The sequence below is a fragment of the Sinorhizobium meliloti genome, from assembly GCF_017876815.1.
GTDB classification, from domain to species: Bacteria; Pseudomonadota; Alphaproteobacteria; order Rhizobiales; family Rhizobiaceae; genus Sinorhizobium; species Sinorhizobium meliloti.
In genome coordinates this window covers 467,097-486,002 of record NZ_JAGIOS010000001.1, presented here as the reverse complement: position 1 = coordinate 486,002, position 18,906 = coordinate 467,097, and the positions used below count along the sequence as shown (strand labels likewise).

Genomic DNA, 18,906 nt, shown 5'->3' with positions numbered 1-18,906 from the left:
TCGATCGGATTCAAAGCAAAGACCGGGTGACTTGCCATCCGGTCTTTTTGCTGGATAATCTGAACTTAAGGCTTGCAAATCGGTGTGAGTGACCGTATGTGAGCCGCCAAGCGACGACCCCAAACGAAGTTGGAGTCGCTTGCCGAGTGCGGTTGTAGCTCAGTTGGTTAGAGCGCAGGTTTGTGGCACCTGAGGTCGGAGGTTCGATCCCCCCCAACCGTACCATTTTCTTCAAAATCGTCTGTGATTGCTGTTTCTCCTGAGAATACGCGCACGTTCCGTCGCCGGAATATGGACCTGCTCGTCATCCTCCGGCAATGTGACCGCGTGGAACAAGCATCATAGCTGCCCGCAAGCCGGCCGGACACCAGACACCAAAACGCCAAGAGCAGTCCTCCAAGCCGCGCCCAAAGGCAGCACTACGACAGCTGGAGGAGCAGGTGGCCGGTCGATTGCATGGAAAAATTGCGCTTATCAGCGGCGGGGCAGGGGGATGTGGTCTCGCAGCCTCCGAGCTTTTCGCTCGGGAGGGCGCAGCGGTCGGGATTGTCGATCTCCCGCAGAGCCAGGGCGAAGCCGTCGCCGCCCGCCTCCGCAGCGAGGGCTTCAGGGCGGCTTTCGCCTCGGCAGATGCGTCGGACGAACGTCAGGTAACGCAGGCGGTGGAGAGGGTTTCGGGAGAACTCGGACCGATCACGGTCCTGTTCAACCATGCCGGCACCATCGTCATTCGGCCGTTCCTGGAGACGACGGCCGAGGAGTGGGACCGGCTGATGGCGGTCAACGTGCGCAGCATGTTCCTCATGACCCGCGCCGTCCTTCCCCAGATGATCGACGCCGGCGGCGGATCGATCGTCTGCACCTCTTCCATATCGGCGGTTGCGGCAACCCCCATGGAGGTCCTTTACAATACGACCAAGGGGGCGTGCCATATGTTCGCCCGGTCCGTCGCCGTGGAGTTCAGGGACCGGAATATCCGGTGCAATGCGGTTTGCCCCGGCTTCATCCAGACGGCTCACGGCCAGAGGGAGGTCGAGGAGCTGACCCGGTACGGGGTCGATGTTTCCGACGCAGCGATCGCCGCCCAACAGGGGCGGATGTGCCGGCCGGACGAGGTCGCCAAGGCAGCCCTTTATCTTGCGAGCGAAGACGCGAGTTTTGTCAGCGGCGCCCATCTGTTCGTCGACAATTGTTTTACAGCGATGTGAGGGGAAGAAACATGGCTTTCGAGAAAGGTGGAGTCTGGCGGAACTGGGTCGGCAATCAGTACTGCGTATCGCAGTACAAGGCCTCGCCCGGCACCGAGGCCGAACTGGCGGAGCTGGTCGCAGAAGCGGACAAGCGGGATCTCGGAGTTCGCGTCTCGGGTTCGGGCCACTCCTTCACGCCGGTCGTCGGAACCAGTGGTCTCCTTTTGTCGCTCGCAGATCTCAGGGGCGTCCAGAAGGTCGACAAGGCACGCAAGCAAATTACCGTAGCAGGCGGAACGCGCATCAACGAGGTGGGCAAGACGCTGAAGCAGCACGGACTCTCGCTGATCAATCAGGGCGATATCGACAGCCAGGCGGTCGCCGGCGCCTTTACCACCGGAACGCACGGGACCGGGATCAAGCTCGGAAACATGGCCTCTTCGATCGCCGGAATGCGAATCGTAAAGGCGAACGGCGAGATACTCGACATCGATGGGAGTGACGAAGAACTCCTCCACGCGGCGCAGGTCTCGGTCGGCACGCTCGGTATCATCTCATCCATGACCCTCAACGTCATGGATGCCTATAACCTGCACGAGCGGCTGTGGCGTGACGACTTCGAGACCTGCATGGAGCGCCATGACGAACTGGCGGCAAACCACCGGCATTTCGGATTCTTCTGGTGCCCGACGCCGGAAAGCCGCCATCTCTACTGCCTGCCGGATACCTCGGCCGTCTCCTCCACGAACAAATCGGCCGACGTCTGCGAAATGAAGGTGATGGACATCACCGACGCGGCGCCGATGGAGAGCGAGTTCGAAAAGATCGCCTACAGTTCGGAAGTCTATCCCATCGAATACGTCCCGAACTTCGTCGAACTCGAATATGCGGTGCCCGTGGAACATGGCAAGGCAGCAGTCAGAGCCGTGCGCGACCTCATGCTCAACAAGCATACGAACTGCATCTATCCGATCGAGTATCGCTTCACCGCCGGCGATCCGGCGTGGATGAGCCCGTTCCATCACCAGGACAGCATCACGCTCTCCGTCTCGGGTGGCCCGGGGATCGATTACTGGGCGTTTTTGAAGGACGTCGACCAGATCCTGCGCGGATACGACTCGCGGCCGCATTGGGGGAAGATGCATTTCCTCGACACCGACGACGTGACGCATCTCTATCCGCGCGCCGGAGACTTCCGTGCGCTGCGAAGGGAATTGGACCCGAAGGGTCGTTTCCTCAACGACCATCTGAAGATGCTGCTCGGCTGACAGCGATGATTTCAGGTCGAGTTGAGACGCGCGATGCAGGCGGAAAACCGCACATTTTTCCTCATCCCGCGCTAAACGAATATCTGATGCTCCGCCGTCACCATTTCCTGCAGGAACGCTGCGACCGTGCGCACGCGCACCAGGTCGCGGGCGCTCTCGTGATAGGTCGTCCAATAGGCGCGGCGGATCGTCCTATCGGGGAGCAGGCGTACAAGCTCCGGATATTGCCGGGCGATATAATTGTGCAGGATGCCGATCCCGGCGCTGGAGCGGACCGCCTCGGTCTGGCCCATGGCGCTGGAGATCTCGAAGGAGGCGCCCCAGCTGCGCATGACCTCGGTGGAGAAATTGAGTGACGGCGTGAAGATGAGGTCTTCCACATAGCCGATCCGGCGATGGTTCTTGAGGTCGTCGACAGTCCCGGGTGTGCCGTAGCGGCCAAGATATTCTGCCGATGCGTAGAGACCCAGTGTATAGTCGGTGAGCTTGGACGAGACGAGCCGCCCCTGTTCCGGCCGCTCGATGGTGATCGCGATGTCGGCCTCGCGCTGCGACAGCGAGAAGGAGCGCGGAACAGGAACGAGCTGGAGCTTCAGTTCCGGGTAGCGTGCCGTGAGCCGCCCGAGACGCGGCGCCAGGAAGGAGACGCCGAAACCATCAGGCGCGCCGATGCGCACGGTGCCGGCGATCGCCGTGTCGATCCGCCCGACCTGCGATTGGGCGGCGAGCATCTCGGTTTCCATGCGCTCGGCCGCGGCAAAGAAGACCTCGCCTTCGGCCGTCAGTTCGCAGCCGTTGGGACGCCGGATGAGGAGCTTCGCTTTCAGCTCTTCCTCGAGCGCGGTAACCCGCCGGCTGAGCGTCGCGTGATTGATGCCGAGCCTTTTCGAGGCGGCGAGAATCTGGCCCGTCCGCGCGACAGCCAGAAATACCCGGACGTCGTCCCAGTTCATGCGAACGCTTTCATGGACTTTAATTTGCGCACAACGGTTCCTGAAATTCGGAAATTGAATTGTTGAAATCGTAGTGCGATCATGAGGGCACAATCAAGGGTCAGGAGGAACACTCATGTATGAACTCGGTCATTTCATCGACGGCAAGCGCGTTGCCGGCACGAGCGGTCGCGTCAGCAACATCTTCAACCCGGCAACGGGCGAAGTTCAAGGCACCGTGGCGCTGGCGAGCGACGCGGACCTGGCCGCCGCCGTCGAGAGCGCCAAGGCTGCCCAGCCCAAGTGGGCCGCAACCAATCCGCAGCGCCGCGCCCGCGTCTTCATGAAGTTCGTCCAGCTCCTGAACGACAACATGAACGAGCTGGCCGAGATGCTCTCCCGCGAGCACGGCAAGACCATCGACGACGCCAAGGGCGACATCGTGCGCGGCCTCGAGGTCTGCGAATTCGTCATCGGCATTCCGCACCTGCAGAAGAGCGAATTCACCGAAGGCGCCGGTCCCGGCATCGACATGTACTCGATCCGCCAGCCGGTCGGCATCGGCGCCGGCATCACCCCGTTCAACTTCCCTGGCATGATCCCTATGTGGATGTTCGCCCCGGCGATCGCCTGCGGCAATGCGTTCATCCTCAAGCCTTCCGAACGCGATCCCTCCGTGCCGATCCGCCTTGCCGAACTGATGATCGAAGCCGGTCTGCCGGCGGGCATCCTCAACGTCGTCAACGGTGACAAGGGCGCGGTCGATGCGATTCTGACGCATCCCGATATCGCCGCCGTCTCCTTCGTCGGCTCGACCCCGATCGCCCGCTACGTCTACGGCACGGCTGCGATGAACGGCAAGCGTGCGCAATGCTTCGGCGGCGCAAAGAACCACATGATCATCATGCCGGACGCCGACCTCGACCAGGCGGCCAACGCCCTCATTGGCGCCGGCTACGGTTCCGCGGGCGAGCGCTGCATGGCGATCTCGGTCGCTGTTCCGGTCGGCGAGGAAACCGCAAACCGGCTGATCGACAAGCTCGTGCCGATGGTCGAAAGCCTGCGCATCGGTCCCTATACCGACGAAAAGGCCGATATGGGCCCCGTCGTCACCAAGGAGGCGGAGCAGCGCATCCGCAGCCTGATCGACAGCGGTATCGAGCAGGGTGCGAAGCTCGTGGTCGACGGCCGCGACTTCAAGCTGCAGGGCTATGAGAACGGCCACTTCATCGGCGGCTGCCTCTTCGACGACGTCACGCCCGACATGGACATCTACAAGACCGAAATCTTCGGACCCGTCCTGTCGGTCGTCCGCGCCAGGAACTACGAAGAGGCCCTGTCGCTGCCGATGAAGCATGAATACGGCAATGGTGTCGCCATCTATACCCGCGACGGCGATGCGGCGCGCGACTTCGCCTCCCGCATCAATATCGGCATGGTCGGCGTCAATGTTCCGATCCCGGTTCCGCTCGCCTATCATTCTTTCGGCGGCTGGAAATCCTCGTCCTTCGGCGACCTCAATCAGCATGGCACGGATTCGATCAAGTTCTGGACCCGGACCAAGACCATCACCTCGCGCTGGCCGTCAGGCATCAAGGACGGCGCCGAGTTCTCGATACCGACGATGCGGTAACGCGAACAAAGCTCTCCTCCTCCAATCGGAGCCTCCTTCGGGAGGCTCTTTTTTGTTGCGCGAGATCCGGCAGGGAAACTATCGTCAGTTGTGCTCGATGTGAATCGCAGATTCGCATCCTTCGTCAGATACGCACTTCGGGACGGAAAACCGTTACCTAAGTGCTCTAGCAGATGGTCGTTGGGGGATGGCCGTCGAATATTCAAGCGGCACCTGCCGCTGAGGCGGCAGGCATCGGTTTGTAGGGGGCACCATGACAATGGCAGAGTCGTTGCCGGCACAAAATGCCGGCGAGCGCAGCTTCGGACGCGCGGCTGAAGGGGATATCCAGCGCCTATCCTTCACGGGAAGCGGCAGGGAATATTTCGGGATATGGATCGTCAATATCCTTTTGACGATCATAACGCTCGGCATCTATTCGGCCTGGGCGAAGGTCCGCCGCAATCGTTATTTCTACGGCAACACCATCCTGCTCGGGCGCGGGTTCGAGTATCACGCGAGTGGCGGGCAGATCCTCATCGGCCGCCTGATCGTGTTCGCCTATCTGGTCCTCTACAACATCATGCTCACATTCGTGCCGCTCGTCGGCATCGGTCTCGGCGTCCTGATGCTTTTCTTCGTACCCTGGCTCGTCGCGCGGGGGCTGCGCTTCAGCGCAAGGGTGACGAGCTACCGCAACGTGCGCTTCGACTTCGTCGGCGGCGCCGGCGGGGCGTTCCTTGCTTTTATCATCGGTCCGGTCCTGGCGGCCTTGACCCTCGGCATTTTGGCGCCGCTCGCCAGCCGCTGGTCCTACCGCTATGTCGGCAACAATCTGCGCTATGGTCAGAAGCCGTTTTCGACCGATCCCCCTCTTGGTCGGCTCTACAGAACCTGGGTGGCCCCGGCCGCGGTCCTGGTGCTGGGCATGCTGATCGGCGGCTTCTTTGTTTTCCTCGGCGTGGCGTTGGTCAACGCCGTGGCAGAGGGTGCCGAACTCTCTTCCCAGGCTTTGCAGGGGTTTACCGGCTTGCTGCTTGTGCTCGGTTACCTCCTTCTCTTCGCGATCTTCGGCCTGGCGGCGCTGATCTACCGCGCCGGCGTGCGCAACGTCGCCTGGTCCGCCACCTCTTTCGACGGCAGGCATCGGCTGTTGAGCGACCTGTCGCGCCTGCGCTATACCTGGATCGCCGTCTCAAACCTGATCGTTACCCTTGTTACGCTCGGCCTGATGCGGCCCTGGGCGGCAGTGAGGATGGCGCGCTACGTGAACGAGCATACGGGCGTGCGATTCGAAGGAGATGTCGGCGAACTCTTGTCGCAGATTGCGCAGGAGGGCTCGGCGGTCGGTGCCGAATTCATGGATATAGAAGGATTCGACTTTGGCTTCTGACGGCACGACGATCGCTTCAGGCGAGTGGCATCCTCCGGGATCGAGTCGCTCGGTTCCCGCAAGCCTCGTCGAGAGAGCAGGGCACCTTGTCGTCGACGGAGAAAGCGGCGGCGAGCTTGCGGGCGGCAACCTGCACTCGATCGAGATATCGTCCCGGGTAGGCCGCATTCCGCGCCGGGTCACCTTTCCGGACGGATCGCTGTTCGAGACTGCCGACAATGACGCGGTCGACCGGTTCCTAACCGGGAAAGGTCGCGCAAGCGAGGGAGCGATCCACCGGCTGGAGCGCTTCCATCCGCGGCTGATCGCCTTCGTCGCCGCCGCGATCCTGCTTGGCGCGCTGATTTATCGCTCGGCACTGCCCTTGCTGGTGGAGGTTGCCATCGCCGTCACGCCGCCGGCCGTGCCGCAAATCATGTCGGCGAGCGCCCTGGAGACGATGGATCGGACCCTGCTGGACAAGTCGAAGCTCGACGAGGCGAAGCGCAACAGGATCGTGGAAGGGTTCCGCCGCGTCGCGTCGCAATCCGCACGGGGAGAGGCGGGCTATACGCTCCACTTCCGCGGAGGCGGCGCGCTCGGTCCGAACGCCTTCGCCTTGCCCGACGGAACACTGATCCTTACCGACGAACTCGTGGAACTCGCGGGCGAAGATACCGAGATGATCCTCGGCGTGCTGGCCCATGAGATCGGCGATGTCGCGCACAAGCACAGCCTTCGACAGATCTATCGTGCCGCCGGCATCACTGCCCTCCTCATGCTGGTCGCCGGCGATATCGGATCGGGAGCCGAGGACATGCTGGTGCAGGGCGGCGGCCTCCTCGCACTTTCCTACTCACGCTCAGCAGAGGCGGAAGCGGACAGGCACTCGGTCGAACTGATGATGAAGGCGGGTTTCGATCCGGCAGCGATCGCCCGTTTCTTCGAACTGCTGGAAACGAAGCTCGACGACAAAGGTGGAACGAGCATCTTTTCGACGCATCCCTCGACGCCGGAGCGGCGCAAGGCGATCCTGGACTGGATCGGCCACGAACGGAAATAGGGAGCACTTCCGCCGGCACGGACGAAAACGGCGGGCATTCGCCCGCCGTCGTCGCACCTATCCGGCGGGTTCCCGTCAATCCTGCGGGCCGTCGTTGTAGCCGACCTTGTCGACGAGTTCCGAGGCCTTCTTGCGGTTTGCCGCGATTTCGGCGAGCGGCAGCGTGTCGGGCTTGATCTCACCGAAGGACTTGACGACTTCCGACGGTTCGGCGCCCGGCAGCACCGGATATTCGAAGACCTGCTCGGCATAGATCTTCTGCGCTTCGCCTTCGGACAGGAATTCCATGAGCTTCAGGGCATTCTCCTTGTTCGGCGCGTTCTTGGCGAGCGCCATGCCGGAGATGTTCACATGGGTGCCCCGGTCCTTCGTGTTCGGGAACAGAACCTTGATCGCCGAGGCCCATTCCTTCTGTTCGGGCTCCTTCTCGTTGGTGATCATCAGGCCGACATAGTAGCTGTTGCCGAGCGCCAGGTCGCACTCCCCGGCGAAGATTGCCTTGGCCTGGTCGCGGTCGCCGCCGTCCGGCTTCTTGGCAAGATTGTTCCTGAGGCCGGTCAGCCACTTTTCCGCTTCGGCTTCGCCGTGGTGGGCGATCATGGAGGCGAACAGGCCGACATTGTAGGAGTGCTGGCCGTCGCGGGTGCAGATCTTGCCCTTCCACTTCGGGTCGGCGAGTTCCTCATAGGTGATGTCGTCCTGTGCGACGCGCTCCTTCGAGGCATAGACGACGCGGCCGCGCGTCGTCAGACCGAACCAGTTGCCGTCCGGATCGCGGAAATGGTCGGGGATGTCCTTGTTGATGGTCTCGTTGGCGACCGGTTGCGTCACGCCCGCATCCTTGGCCTCGGTCAGGCGGCTGATATCCACGGTCAGGATTACGTCGGCGGGAGAGTTCGCGCCTTCGGCCTGAATGCGCTCGACGAGACCCTTGTCGAGGAAGAGCACGTTGGTCGTGATGCCCGTCTTCTTGGTGAAGGCGTCCAATAGCGGCTGAATGAGGTCCGGCTGCCGGTAGGAGTAGATGTTGACCTCCCCATCGGCGCGGACAGGCGCCGTCGAGGCAAGAAATGTCGCCGCCACGGACAGCGCGCCGATCAGCGCTTTTGAAATATTCATGGTGTTCTCTCCTTTTTCGTGTTTTAAACTTAACTTAGTCAATCATATTTCTCGTATTTCTGCCGCCAGCAGGCGCGCCAGTCAACAAGCGAAACGGTGAAGAGATAACCTTCGTGAACTTTTCCACTTTTTGGAATTGTTCCAAACTACGATCCGTCCTATATGATGAGGCACGAATTTATCGGATCCGGAGCAAAAAATGCGTCTGACGAAGCAAACCAACTACGCGGTACGCATGTTGATGTACTGCGCTGCGAACGGCGAGAAGCTCAGCCGCATTCCCGAGATTGCCAGGGCTTACGGCGTTTCCGAACTGTTCCTTTTCAAGATACTGCAGCCGCTCACGAGAGCCGGCCTGGTCGAGACGGTACGCGGCCGCAACGGCGGAGTCCGCCTGCCGAGACCGGCGTCGGAGATCACTCTTTTCGACGTCGTGAAGGTGACGGAAGACAGTTTCGCCATGGCGGAATGCTTCGAGGCGGGCGAGATCGACTGCCCGCTGGTGGACAGCTGTGGCCTCAATGCCGCGCTGCGCAAGGCGCTGAACGCCTTTTTCGAAGTACTTCAGGGATACACGATCGACGACCTGGTCAAGGCCCGGCCGCAGATCAACTTCCTCCTGGGCCTGGAAGAGCCGGTGCGCCCGCAGACCTCGGCCGCCTGAATTCACTCGCGTCTGCGAGCTTGCGGGCCGTAAAGCTCCGCCTTGAAGCAGCGTGAGAGCGGGCGGAAAGCCCACGCATGCCGCGGCACGCATGCTGGTGGCGGAGCTCACCCGCGACCTGCTGCTTCTAGTTGCCTCGGCGGCTCGTGCTTCCGGCGGGCGAACTCAGAACCTCGAACGGTGGTGAGCACTTTCGAGGTCGAATGCTTCCCTTCGACAGCACAGCTTAGAGTTTATCTGCACTCCCCTTAAGGGTTCGCGACTCGGGCTGCTTGCCCCGGAACCGCGGTTGTCGGCGAAAGTCGGGGATAGTTCCGCACGTTCTATTTGCGGAAGAATTTTTCGCATAGACAAAATTCCAAAGCGACTTATTGCATTGCGACGCCAAATGTCGTTCCATCCGGCCTTGACCGGGTGTAAACGTCATGCCGCGTCAGATAAATTGCGAGAACAAAAACAAATCTGGGAAGCAAGCTCATGAAAAAGCTCACTACTCTCTTGGCAGCGACGGCGATTGCCACGCTGATGGCCGGCACTGCCTGGTCGAAAACTTTCGTCTTCTGCTCGGAAGGGTCGCCGGAAGGCTTTGACCCGGGCCTCTATACGGCCGGCACCACGTTCGACGCTGCCGCGCATACCGTTTACAGCCGTCTTCTCGAGTTCAAGAAGGGCACGACGGAGACCGAGCCCGGGCTCGCCGAAAGCTGGACGATTTCCGACGATGGTCTCGAATATACTTTCAAGCTGCGTCCCGGCGTCAAGTTCCAGACGACCGAGTTCTTCACGCCCACCCGCGAACTGAACGCCGATGATGTGATCTTCTCGATCGAGCGCCAGTGGAAGTCCGACCATCCGTGGCACGGCTACGTAACCGGCGGTTCCTGGGAATATTTCGCGGGCATGGGCCTGCCGGAACTGCTCGAGTCGGTCGAGAAAGTCGACGACATGACGGTCAAGATCAAGCTGAAGCGCAAGGAAGCGCCGTTCCTCGCCAATCTTGCCATGCCCTTCGCATCGATCATGTCGAAGGAATATGCCGACAAGCTGCAGGCCGAAGGCAAGATGAACCAGCTCAACCAGATGCCGCTCGGCACCGGTCCTTTCGCCTTCGTCGGCTACCAGCAGGACGCGGTCATCCGCTACAAGGCTCATCCGGACTTCTGGGGCGGAAAACAGAAGATCGACGATCTGGTCTTCGCGATCACCACGGATGCGGCCGTTCGCTTCCAGAAGCTGCAGGCCGGCGAATGCCACCTGATGCCCTATCCGAACGCGGCCGATGTGGAAGCCATGAAGGCCGATCCGAACCTCAAGGTGATGGAGCAGGCCGGCCTCAACGTCGCCTATCTCGCCTACAACACGACGCAGCCGCCCTTCGACAAGGTCGAAGTGCGCAAGGCGCTGAACAAGGCGATCAACAAGCAGGCGATCGTCGACGCCGTCTTCCAGGGCCAGGCCACGCCGGCGACCAACCCGATCCCGCCGACGATGTGGTCCTATAACGAACACATCGAAGACGACACCTACGATCCGGAAGCGGCGAAGAAGATGCTCGAGGATGCCGGCGTCAAGGACCTTTCGATGAAGGTCTGGGCGATGCCGGTCGCGCGTCCCTACATGCTGAACGCCCGCCGTGCCGCCGAGCTGATGCAGGCCGATTTCGCCAAGGTCGGCGTCAAGGTCGAAATCGTCTCCTACGAATGGGCGGAATATCTCGAGAAGTCCAAGGCGAAGGACCGCGACGGTGCGGTCATCCTCGGCTGGACGGGCGACAATGGCGACCCGGACAACTTCCTCGACACGCTGCTCGGTTGCGACGCTGTCGGCGGCAACAACCGCGCGCAGTGGTGCGACAAGGAGTTCGACGAACTCGTCACGAAGGCGAAGGAAGCATCCGACGTGGCAGAGCGCACCAAGCTCTACGAGGAGGCGCAGGTCGTCTTCAAGCGCGAAGCCCCCTGGGCGACGCTCGACCACTCGCTCTCCATCGTCCCGATGCGCAAGAATGTCGAAGGCTTCGTGCAGAGCCCGCTCGGCGACTTTGCTTTCGACGGCGTTGATATTGTAGAGTAATCTTATCGAATGATCCGAAGGGGGCGTTTGCCGCTGGCGAGCGCCCCTCTTCCTTTTTGCCAGTGCGCCGCTTATGCGGCCACGGTTGGCATGAGGTTTGACTATGTTCCGATTCCTTCTGGGGCGTTTGGCAGTTCTGATCCCGACTTTCATCGGGGTTTCCATCATCGCCTTTTCCTTCATCCGCCTGCTTCCCGGCGATCCCGTGGCGCTGCTTTCCGGCGAACGGGTGATGTCGCCGGAGCGGCACGCCGAGATCTCCCACCAATTGGGCTTCGACCGCCCCATCGTCATGCAGTACCTGGATTATCTCTGGGGCGTTCTGCAGGGCGATTTCGGAACCTCGATCGTCACCAAGAAGCCGGTGATCGATCAGTTCATGGAGCTCTTCCCGGCGACCGTCGAGCTGTCGCTCTGCGCCATCATCTTCGCGGTGGTCGTCGGCATCCCCGCCGGTGTCGTCGCGGCAGTCAAGCGCGGGTCCATCTTCGACCAGATCATCATGGGCACCGCGCTCATCGGCTTCTCGATGCCGATTTTCTGGTGGGGCCTGCTGTTGATCATCGTCGTCTCCGGCATTCTGCAGTGGACGCCGGTGTCCGGGCGCATCTCGTTGATGTTCTTCTTCCCGTCTGTCACCGGCTTCATGCTGGTCGACTCGCTATTGTCCGGCCAGGAAGGGGCGTTCCAGTCGGCCTTCAATCACCTCATCCTGCCGACGATCGTTCTCGGCACCATTCCGCTCGCCGTCATCGCGCGCCAGACCCGCTCGGCAATGCTCGAAGTGCTTTCCGAGGACTATGTGCGCACCGCGCGTGCCAAGGGGCTCTCCACCTTCCGTGTGGTCGGCATTCATGCGCTGCGCAATGCGATGATCCCTGTCGTCACCACCATCGGCCTGCAGATCGGTGTGATGCTGGCGGGCGCGATCCTGACGGAGACGATCTTCTCCTGGCCGGGGATCGGCAAATGGATGGTCGATTCGGTCTTCCGGCGCGACTATGCCGTCATACAGGGCGGGCTCCTGATCATAGCCGCGGTCATCATGCTGGTGAACCTCGCCGTGGATCTGCTCTACGGCCTGATCAACCCCCGCATCCGGCACTGAGGAGAGCGATATGACCGAAGCTACCGCAACAACCGCCATATCCACCGATCCGACGCGCCGGGCGCGTCTCGCCGAGTTCTGGTATTATTTCTCGGAGAACCGCGGCGCCGTCATCGGCCTGTTCTTCTTCCTGTTCCTGGTGCTGCTCGCCATCTTCGCTCCGCTGGTGGCACCCCATAACCCGACCATCCAGTTCCGTGAGGCGGTGCTGCTCCCGCCCGTCTGGCAGGAAGGCGGCCGCGCGACTTTCCTGCTCGGCACCGACGCCGTCGGCCGCGACATGCTCTCCCGTCTCATCTACGGCACCCGCTTCTCGCTCTTCGTCGGCGTCATCGTGACGGTTTTGTCGCTGACCGGCGGAATCCTCGTCGGCGTCATCGCCGGCTATTTCCGCGGGTGGATCGACACGGTCATCATGCGGGTCATGGACATCATCCTGGCCTTCCCGTCGCTCCTGCTGGCGCTCGTCCTGGTGGCGGTGCTGGGGCCGGGCCTCACCAATGCGATGATCGCGATCGCGCTGGTTTTCCAGCCGCATTTCGTTCGCCTGACGCGGGCGGCGGTGATGACGGAGAAGACGCGCGACTACGTGGTGGCGGCGAAGGTCGCCGGAGCCGGACATGCGAGGCTGATGTTCAAGACCATCCTGCCGAACTGCATGGCGCCGCTCATCGTTCAGGCGACGCTCTCGTTTTCGAGCGCGATCCTCGATGCGGCGGCACTCGGCTTCCTGGGCATGGGTGCGCAGCCGCCGACGCCGGAATGGGGAACGATGCTGGCGGAAGCACGCGAATTCATCCTCCGTGCCTGGTGGGTCGTGACGCTTCCAGGCCTCGCTATCCTCGTGACCGTTCTGGCAATCAATCTGATGGGCGACGGCCTGCGCGACGCTCTAGACCCCAAGCTGAAGAGGTCCTGACATGGCGCTTCTCGAAATCGAAAACCTCGTCGTCGAATTCCAGACGGCGTCCGGGCCGTTCCGAGCCGTCGACGGCGTCTCGCTCAAAGTGCATGAGGGCGAGGTCCTGGCGATCGTCGGGGAATCGGGCTCCGGCAAATCCGTGTCCATGCTTGCCGCCATGGGGCTTCTGCCCTGGACCGCCAAGGTGACCGCGGACAAGCTCGCCTTCAACGGACGGGATCTATTGAAGATGCCGGCCTCCGACCGTCGCAAGATCGTCGGCAAGGACATTGCGATGATCTTTCAGGAGCCCATCGCCAGCCTCAATCCATGCTTCACCGTCGGTTTCCAGATCGAGGAAGTGCTGCGGATACATATGGGCCTCGACCGGGCCGCGCGGCGCAAGCGCGCGATCGAGCTTTTCGAGGCGGTAGGCATTCCCGACCCGGCCGAGCGCCTCGGGCACTTTCCGCACCAGATGTCGGGCGGGCAGTGCCAACGCGTGATGATCGCCATCGCGCTTGCCTGCAACCCGAAACTGCTCATCGCAGACGAGCCGACAACCGCACTGGACGTGACGATCCAGAAGCAGATTCTCGATCTCCTGATGAAGCTGCAGCAGGAATTCCGCATGGGCCTCATCATGATCACCCATAACATGGGCGTCGTGGCGGAGACGGCGGATCGCGTCATCGTGCAGTACAAGGGCCGGAAGATCGAAGAGGCGGATGTCCTGTCGCTGTTCGAGTCGCCGAAGAGCAATTACACCCGCGCGCTTCTCTCGGCCTTGCCGGAGAATGCGACGGGAGACCGCTTGCCGACGATTTCCGAACTTTTCAATGAGCAACAAATGCTCGAGGGAGCTGCTCGATGACCCATGTTCTCGAAGCCCGCAACCTGGTGCGTGACTATCACATTCCCGGCAACCTGTTCCGCAAGGCGCGCACCGTTCATGCGCTGAAGGGCGTAAGCTTCACGGTCGACGAGGGCAAGACGCTCGCGATCGTGGGCGAAAGCGGCTGCGGCAAGTCTACGCTCGGACGCATCATCACGCTCATCGACCCGGCGACCGCGGGAGAGCTGTTGATCGACGGCAAGACGGTCGACATCGCCCGCGAAGGGCTGACGGCGGAGATGCGCCGCAAGGTCCAGATCGTCTTTCAGAACCCTTACGGCTCCCTCAATCCTCGCCAGAAGATCGGCGATATTCTCGCGGAACCGCTCATCATCAACACCAAGGTCCCGGCAGGCGAACGCCGCGAGCGGGCAATGGCGATGTTGAAGAAGGTCGGCCTCGAGGAGAAGCACTACAATCGCTATCCGCACATGTTCTCCGGCGGCCAGCGGCAGCGCATCGCGATCGCCCGTGCGCTGATGCTCAATCCCAAGCTTCTGGTTCTGGATGAGCCGGTTTCGGCCCTCGACCTCTCCGTACAGGCGCAGGTTCTGAACCTGCTCGCCGATCTGCAGGACGAATTCAAGCTCACCTATGTCTTCATCAGTCACGATCTGTCGGTGGTGCGCTACATCGCCGATGACGTAATGGTGATGTATTACGGCGAAGCGGTCGAGTATGGCAGCCGGGACGCGGTATTCTCCGACCCGCAGCACGATTATACGAAGACGTTGTTCGCGGCGACGCCGCGGGCGGATGTTGCCAGCATCAAGGCCCGGCTCGCCCGGAAGAATGCCGCCTGAGCGGAAATACGTATCACCCAAATGCCGGCAGACCGTTGTTCGGCTCAATACCAGGATGAGGATTATGGAAATCAGGCGTTTCGAAACCGGCCCGCGGATGAGCCAGGCCGTGGTCTACAACAACACGGTCTATCTCGCCGGCCAGGTCGGCAATGCCGGCGACGACGTCGTCACCCAGACGAAGCAGGCGCTGGCGGAGGTCGACCGTCTGCTGGCGCTCGCAGGCACGGACAAGACGCGCATTCTTTCCGCGACCGTCTGGCTTGCCGACATGGCGGACTTCGCCAAGATGAACTCGGTCTGGGACGCCTGGGTGCCTCAGGGCCACGCGCCGGCCCGCGCGACCGGCGAAGCGAAACTCGCAACCCCGGAATATCTCGTCGAAGTCATCGTGACGGCAGCTCTCTAAGCCGTTTCACGCAAGCAGATATACGCTCCACTTTCCCCGCCGTCGGCCCCTGGGCCGGCGGCGTTTTGCTGCCGTCCTTACACGCGTGTCGCGCAGGAACGATTTCCGCAGTTGCGGCGTTTATCGGTGCGTTCCGCAATGGAGGTTGAGACATGCTCTACTGGGTGCCACGGCTCGTCGTGTCAGCGCTTGCCGTGCTGGTACTTGGCATGGGTCTCTTCCCGCGGACGCCGGAGGACGTGGCCTACACATTGCTGATCATCATCGGTGGGCTTGGCCTGCTTTCCGCCACGCTCCACCTGTTCCCGCCTGAGCAACATTGAGCAACGCTTCGCGGGGGGCATCCTGCGGTGGAGTGCGCCACCTCCGTCCTGCATCCGCGAACGGGCTGTTCGCCGCACGAGCGTTTGAGAGGTAGGTGCCGATGGACACAGCCGGGCGGACGACGGCCGAGCGTCGACGAAAGCGCGAAGCGGAGAGGGAAATCGCTCTGGCAGAGGCATCGGCGATCGTCGCCAGAAAACGCGACAACATCGATCTCGCCGGCGCCTGGAGCGTCATCGGCCTGTTCGTGATCGCCTGCGCGGCAGTCGTCTATACGATGGAAGCGATCCTCCTGCCGATCACGCTCGCCGTCGTCATCGGCATCGTTCTCGGCCGCGCTGCCGATGAACTGGCGCGGTTCGGGCTGCCGCCCATGTTCGGCGGCCTTTTGCTGGCGCTATGCTTTCTGCTTGGCCTGTCATACCTGGTCAATGCCATCCTCTGGCCGATCACCGAGGTCGCGCGCGAGGCGCCGCGGCTCGTCGAAGGCCTCATGGAGCGGATACTGCCCTATCTGCAGCGCTTCGAATGGGTAAACGTAGCGCTTGCCCGCGGCAGCGGAGAAGAGGCTTTTGCCGACGTCATCGTCAAGAATGCGGGACCGCTGATCGGCGGCGCGGCGGCGAGCCTGACGCCCGCTTTGGTGCAGACCCTGATCTTCCTGGCCGCCCTTGTACTCTTCCTGCTCGGGCGCGTTCAGCTGCGCAGCACGATCATTCTCGCTTTTCCCAGCCGCGAAGGTCGCCTGAGCGCGATCCGAGTCATGAACGCCCTCGAGGATGCGCTTACGCAATATTTCTCGACCGCCAGCCTGATCTATCTGGCGCTGGGCTTCATAACCATGGTCATTGCGCTGGTCGGCGGACTGGCGATGCCCCCGCTTTGGGGGCTGTTCGCCTTCGTCTCGAGTTTCATTCCCTATCTCGGCGTCACCTTCATGACCCTCTCTTTGGTCGTCGGCGGGCTGATGACGCATGATGCGCTCATCGTGGCCATCGCCCCGGCGGTCGCCTTCTTCACCGTTCACCTCGCCATGGAAAATCTGCTGGTGCCCGCCATCCTCGGCCAACGCTTCGATATCAATCCGTTTCTGGTCTTCGTCGCGATCATTTTCTGGACGTGGATGTGGGGTGCTGTCGGGGCGCTCCTCGCCTTTCCGCTGTCGCTGATCGCGATGATCATATTCGAGCAGATACTGCTGCCCCAGCCGGAACGCCAGTTGCCGGGCTGACCCTTCATGCTGACTTCAAGGGTTATCTAGCTCGCTCCGGCTTGCGCATGTTCGTCGAAGAAAAGAGCCTGGCTGATCAGCGCCTTCACGGTTTCCGGGTTGAAGGGTTTGGTTACCAGAAAGGCCGGCTCGGGTTTCTTGCCGGTCAGCAGCCGTTCGGGAAAGGCGGTGATGAAGATGACCGGTACGGCCGCCTGCGTCAGGATGTCGTTGACCGCGTCGATGCCCGAACTGCCGTCGGCCAGCTGGATATCCGCAAGCACCATTTTCGGCGATGTCTGGTGATAGAGATCAAGCGCCTCGCGGCGCGTGCGGGCGATCCCGGTGACCCGGTGACCGAGGCTCGTCACCATGTCCTCGATATCCAACGCGATGAGAGGCTCATCCTCGATGATCATCACGTCGGTTGCGATCTGGCGCGAAATCTCCTCCGAGGCGCTGGTCAGCAGCTTGCCGAAGGCGCCTTGGTCAAGCCCCATGATTTCCGCCGCCTCGCCGGTCGAGAAACCCTCGAGGGCGACGAGCAGGAATGCCTGTCTCTGGGGCGGCGCGATGAGGGAGAGATTGGAGGCCGCCCTCTGCTCCCATGCGAAAGGCGAGGCGAGCTGGGTTCGGTCGATCTTGAGTTTTTCGAACAGGGAACAGAACAGCTTGTAAAGACCGATGCGATCGTTCGACGCGGCTGGAAAAAGCTCGAGATCGTCGATCAGCGCTTCGAGCACGGCAGCGACATAGGCATCGCCTGCTGCTTGCGAGCCGGTGACGGCACGGGCGTAACGCCGAAGATAGGGGAGGTGGGGCGCAATCCTTGTGGAAAGTGGCATTTAGACCTTCCTAAACTATTATGCATATGTTCCTGTCTTGCCGACGGCGCGCAGCAGGATACCTCAAATGTTTTGAGCACGTATTCCGGTTTATGGAAAGCCTTGAGAAACAGTCGCGGCAAATGAATTGGGCGACCGGCTGGTGCGGCCTTGGATGGGATTGGCCGAAGCTGAACCCGACAGGCACGAAAAGCGCCACATCAGGTTACCGCGGATCTGAAAATGGCGCGGAACTGCAGCCCGCACGGAACGGGAAGATGAAGAAGTCCTCAAAGAAAGGCGCCGTGCCAGCGGGGGTCGCCCCCGCCGAAACGACGCAACCTCACGGTCAAATCGCTTCGAAGCTGAAGGCGCTCTACCAGGCGGTGGAGAACGAGCCGGTGCCGCAGCACTTTCTGGACCTTCTGCACCGTCTGGATGAGGCCGAAGAACGACCGCGCGAGTAACGTCGCAGCGTTCACGCCAGTCGGCCACCGACGAAACGAGCCGAGCCGGCCGGAGCGCGGCTCGGCTGGCCGTTCGTATCAGCAGCGCGCGGTATAGCGGCGGCCGTAGCGGTCGCGATAGACGCAATAGCCGGGCTCGTTCGCACGACCGATAAGGGCTCCGGCGACACCGCCGACAGCGGCGCCTACCGCAGCTCCCCTGACATCATTCGATATGGCACCACCGATGATACCGCCGGAGGCAGCGCCGATCGCCGCACCTCGTTCGGTTTGCGTGCAGGCAGCCAGGGGAAGGATCAGGCTTGCGACGACGAGTAGCTTCTTCATGACGCGTTCCTATTCAGGGTTGATACAGAACTGCTGGAGTTGCCGAGCACAGTCTTCGGCGGAAATGCGCGCCGAGGCCATGGCTGGAGCCGCTGCGACGCTCATCTGAGCGTCGATCCCCACTGGAGGGGTGATCACAACAGGCGCCGCCGAGGCTTGCATTCCCATCTCCCATGGATGCCGCCGCCGCGGCGCTTGTTATTGTCGCCAAAACGCCGATTGGCGCCTTTTGTTCCGCGCGGCACGACGCCAGGGCGCATGCCTGTTGCCGGAGGGACACGGAGCGATCGTCATTTATGCGACTGGCGTTCGGCACGTTCCAGAGTTTCAAGCAGTGCCTGGATC

19 protein-coding genes and 1 tRNA gene are annotated in these 18,906 nt (G+C 61.7%); 16 read left to right on the top strand and 4 right to left on the bottom strand.

All coding sequences use genetic code 11. From position 1 onward, the window contains the following. The first annotated feature begins 148 nt into the window (after nt 1-148). The 3 genes from JOH52_RS02360 (at nt 149) to JOH52_RS02350 (ending at nt 2,458) form a co-directional block, all read left to right on the top strand. Nucleotides 149-225: transfer RNA gene (locus tag JOH52_RS02360), tRNA-His, on the top strand. A gap of 215 nt (nt 226-440) precedes the next feature. Then, nucleotides 441-1,208, top strand: a complete 768-nt coding sequence (locus tag JOH52_RS02355; RefSeq protein WP_010968772.1) for an SDR family NAD(P)-dependent oxidoreductase — start codon at nt 441-443, stop codon at nt 1,206-1,208. Between the two features lie 11 nt (nt 1,209-1,219). Beyond that, on the top strand, nt 1,220-2,458 hold the full coding sequence (locus tag JOH52_RS02350) for a D-arabinono-1,4-lactone oxidase (protein ID WP_017266077.1): 1,239 nt from the start codon (nt 1,220-1,222) through the stop codon (nt 2,456-2,458). A 71-nt stretch (nt 2,459-2,529) separates the two neighbouring features. Here the strand turns inward: JOH52_RS02350 and JOH52_RS02345 are convergent, their stop codons facing one another. Next, the gene (locus JOH52_RS02345) at nt 2,530-3,411 is read right to left on the bottom strand and encodes a LysR family transcriptional regulator (protein ID WP_014529053.1); all 882 of its coding nucleotides are present in this window, start codon (nt 3,409-3,411) and stop codon (nt 2,530-2,532) included. 115 nt (nt 3,412-3,526) lie between these two features. Between JOH52_RS02345 and JOH52_RS02340 the strand changes: the two genes are divergently transcribed. The 3 genes from JOH52_RS02340 (at nt 3,527) to JOH52_RS02330 (ending at nt 7,437) form a co-directional block, all read left to right on the top strand. Beyond that, nucleotides 3,527-5,023: a CoA-acylating methylmalonate-semialdehyde dehydrogenase gene (locus tag JOH52_RS02340; RefSeq protein ID WP_010968775.1), complete on the top strand. Its 1,497-nt coding sequence runs from the start codon at nt 3,527-3,529 to the stop codon at nt 5,021-5,023. A gap of 253 nt (nt 5,024-5,276) precedes the next feature. Beyond that, nucleotides 5,277-6,395, top strand: coding sequence for a YjgN family protein (locus JOH52_RS02335; protein ID WP_013844056.1), 1,119 nt, complete (start codon nt 5,277-5,279; stop codon nt 6,393-6,395). Beyond that, nucleotides 6,385-7,437, top strand: a complete 1,053-nt coding sequence (locus JOH52_RS02330) for a M48 family metallopeptidase (protein ID WP_014529055.1) — start codon at nt 6,385-6,387, stop codon at nt 7,435-7,437. Before JOH52_RS02335 ends, JOH52_RS02330 begins: the two co-directional genes overlap by 11 nt. 75 nt (nt 7,438-7,512) lie before the next feature. Here JOH52_RS02330 and JOH52_RS02325 read toward each other — a convergent pair whose 3' ends face one another. Next, nucleotides 7,513-8,556 (bottom strand): Fe(3+) ABC transporter substrate-binding protein, encoded by a 1,044-nt coding sequence (locus JOH52_RS02325; RefSeq protein ID WP_010968778.1) that lies wholly within the window; start codon nt 8,554-8,556, stop codon nt 7,513-7,515. Between the two features lie 199 nt (nt 8,557-8,755). Here JOH52_RS02325 and rirA point away from each other — a divergent pair, with 199 nt between their 5' ends. The 9 genes from rirA (at nt 8,756) to JOH52_RS02280 (ending at nt 16,964) form a co-directional block, all read left to right on the top strand. Continuing rightward, nucleotides 8,756-9,220 (top strand): iron-responsive transcriptional regulator RirA, encoded by a 465-nt coding sequence (gene rirA / locus JOH52_RS02320; protein WP_003527122.1) that lies wholly within the window; start codon nt 8,756-8,758, stop codon nt 9,218-9,220. A 477-nt stretch (nt 9,221-9,697) separates the two neighbouring features. Then, a complete protein-coding gene (locus JOH52_RS02315; protein ID WP_003527124.1) occupies nt 9,698-11,293 on the top strand; it encodes an ABC transporter substrate-binding protein in 1,596 nt (531 codons plus the stop codon). A 103-nt stretch (nt 11,294-11,396) separates the two neighbouring features. Then, on the top strand, nt 11,397-12,401 hold the full coding sequence (locus JOH52_RS02310; RefSeq protein ID WP_003527127.1) for an ABC transporter permease subunit: 1,005 nt from the start codon (nt 11,397-11,399) through the stop codon (nt 12,399-12,401). A 10-nt stretch (nt 12,402-12,411) separates the two neighbouring features. Continuing rightward, nucleotides 12,412-13,320 carry an ABC transporter permease subunit gene (locus JOH52_RS02305; protein WP_003527129.1) on the top strand — a complete coding sequence of 303 codons (909 nt, stop codon included), beginning with the start codon at nt 12,412-12,414 and terminating at the stop codon, nt 13,318-13,320. Nucleotide 13,321: 1 nt separating this feature from the next. Next, complete coding sequence (locus JOH52_RS02300; protein WP_003527131.1) at nt 13,322-14,176, top strand: ABC transporter ATP-binding protein; 855 nt, start codon at nt 13,322-13,324, stop codon at nt 14,174-14,176. Continuing rightward, nucleotides 14,173-15,000 (top strand): dipeptide ABC transporter ATP-binding protein, encoded by an 828-nt coding sequence (locus JOH52_RS02295; protein WP_003527132.1) that lies wholly within the window; start codon nt 14,173-14,175, stop codon nt 14,998-15,000. Before JOH52_RS02300 ends, JOH52_RS02295 begins: the two co-directional genes overlap by 4 nt. A 64-nt stretch (nt 15,001-15,064) precedes the next feature. Continuing rightward, nucleotides 15,065-15,409: a RidA family protein gene (locus JOH52_RS02290; RefSeq protein WP_014529056.1), complete on the top strand. Its 345-nt coding sequence runs from the start codon at nt 15,065-15,067 to the stop codon at nt 15,407-15,409. Between the two features lie 152 nt (nt 15,410-15,561). Then, nucleotides 15,562-15,732, top strand: coding sequence for a hypothetical protein (locus JOH52_RS02285; RefSeq protein ID WP_003527134.1), 171 nt, complete (start codon nt 15,562-15,564; stop codon nt 15,730-15,732). Nucleotides 15,733-15,833: 101 nt separating this feature from the next. Next, nucleotides 15,834-16,964, top strand: a complete 1,131-nt coding sequence (locus JOH52_RS02280) for an AI-2E family transporter (protein WP_003527136.1) — start codon at nt 15,834-15,836, stop codon at nt 16,962-16,964. Nucleotides 16,965-16,990: 26 nt separating this feature from the next. Here the strand turns inward: JOH52_RS02280 and rsiB2 are convergent, their stop codons facing one another. Beyond that, entirely contained in the window at nt 16,991-17,788 is a 798-nt protein-coding gene (gene rsiB2, locus JOH52_RS02275) for a PhyR-type response regulator RsiB2 (protein ID WP_013844057.1), read from the bottom strand. A gap of 257 nt (nt 17,789-18,045) precedes the next feature. On the opposite strand from rsiB2, the gene JOH52_RS02270 reads away from it, so the two are divergent. Continuing rightward, complete coding sequence (locus tag JOH52_RS02270) at nt 18,046-18,234, top strand: NepR family anti-sigma factor (RefSeq protein WP_003527140.1); 189 nt, start codon at nt 18,046-18,048, stop codon at nt 18,232-18,234. A gap of 78 nt (nt 18,235-18,312) precedes the next feature. Here the strand turns inward: JOH52_RS02270 and JOH52_RS02265 are convergent, their stop codons facing one another. Then, nucleotides 18,313-18,561 (bottom strand): YMGG-like glycine zipper-containing protein, encoded by a 249-nt coding sequence (locus tag JOH52_RS02265; protein ID WP_003527142.1) that lies wholly within the window; start codon nt 18,559-18,561, stop codon nt 18,313-18,315. Nucleotides 18,562-18,906: the final 345 nt, after the last annotated feature.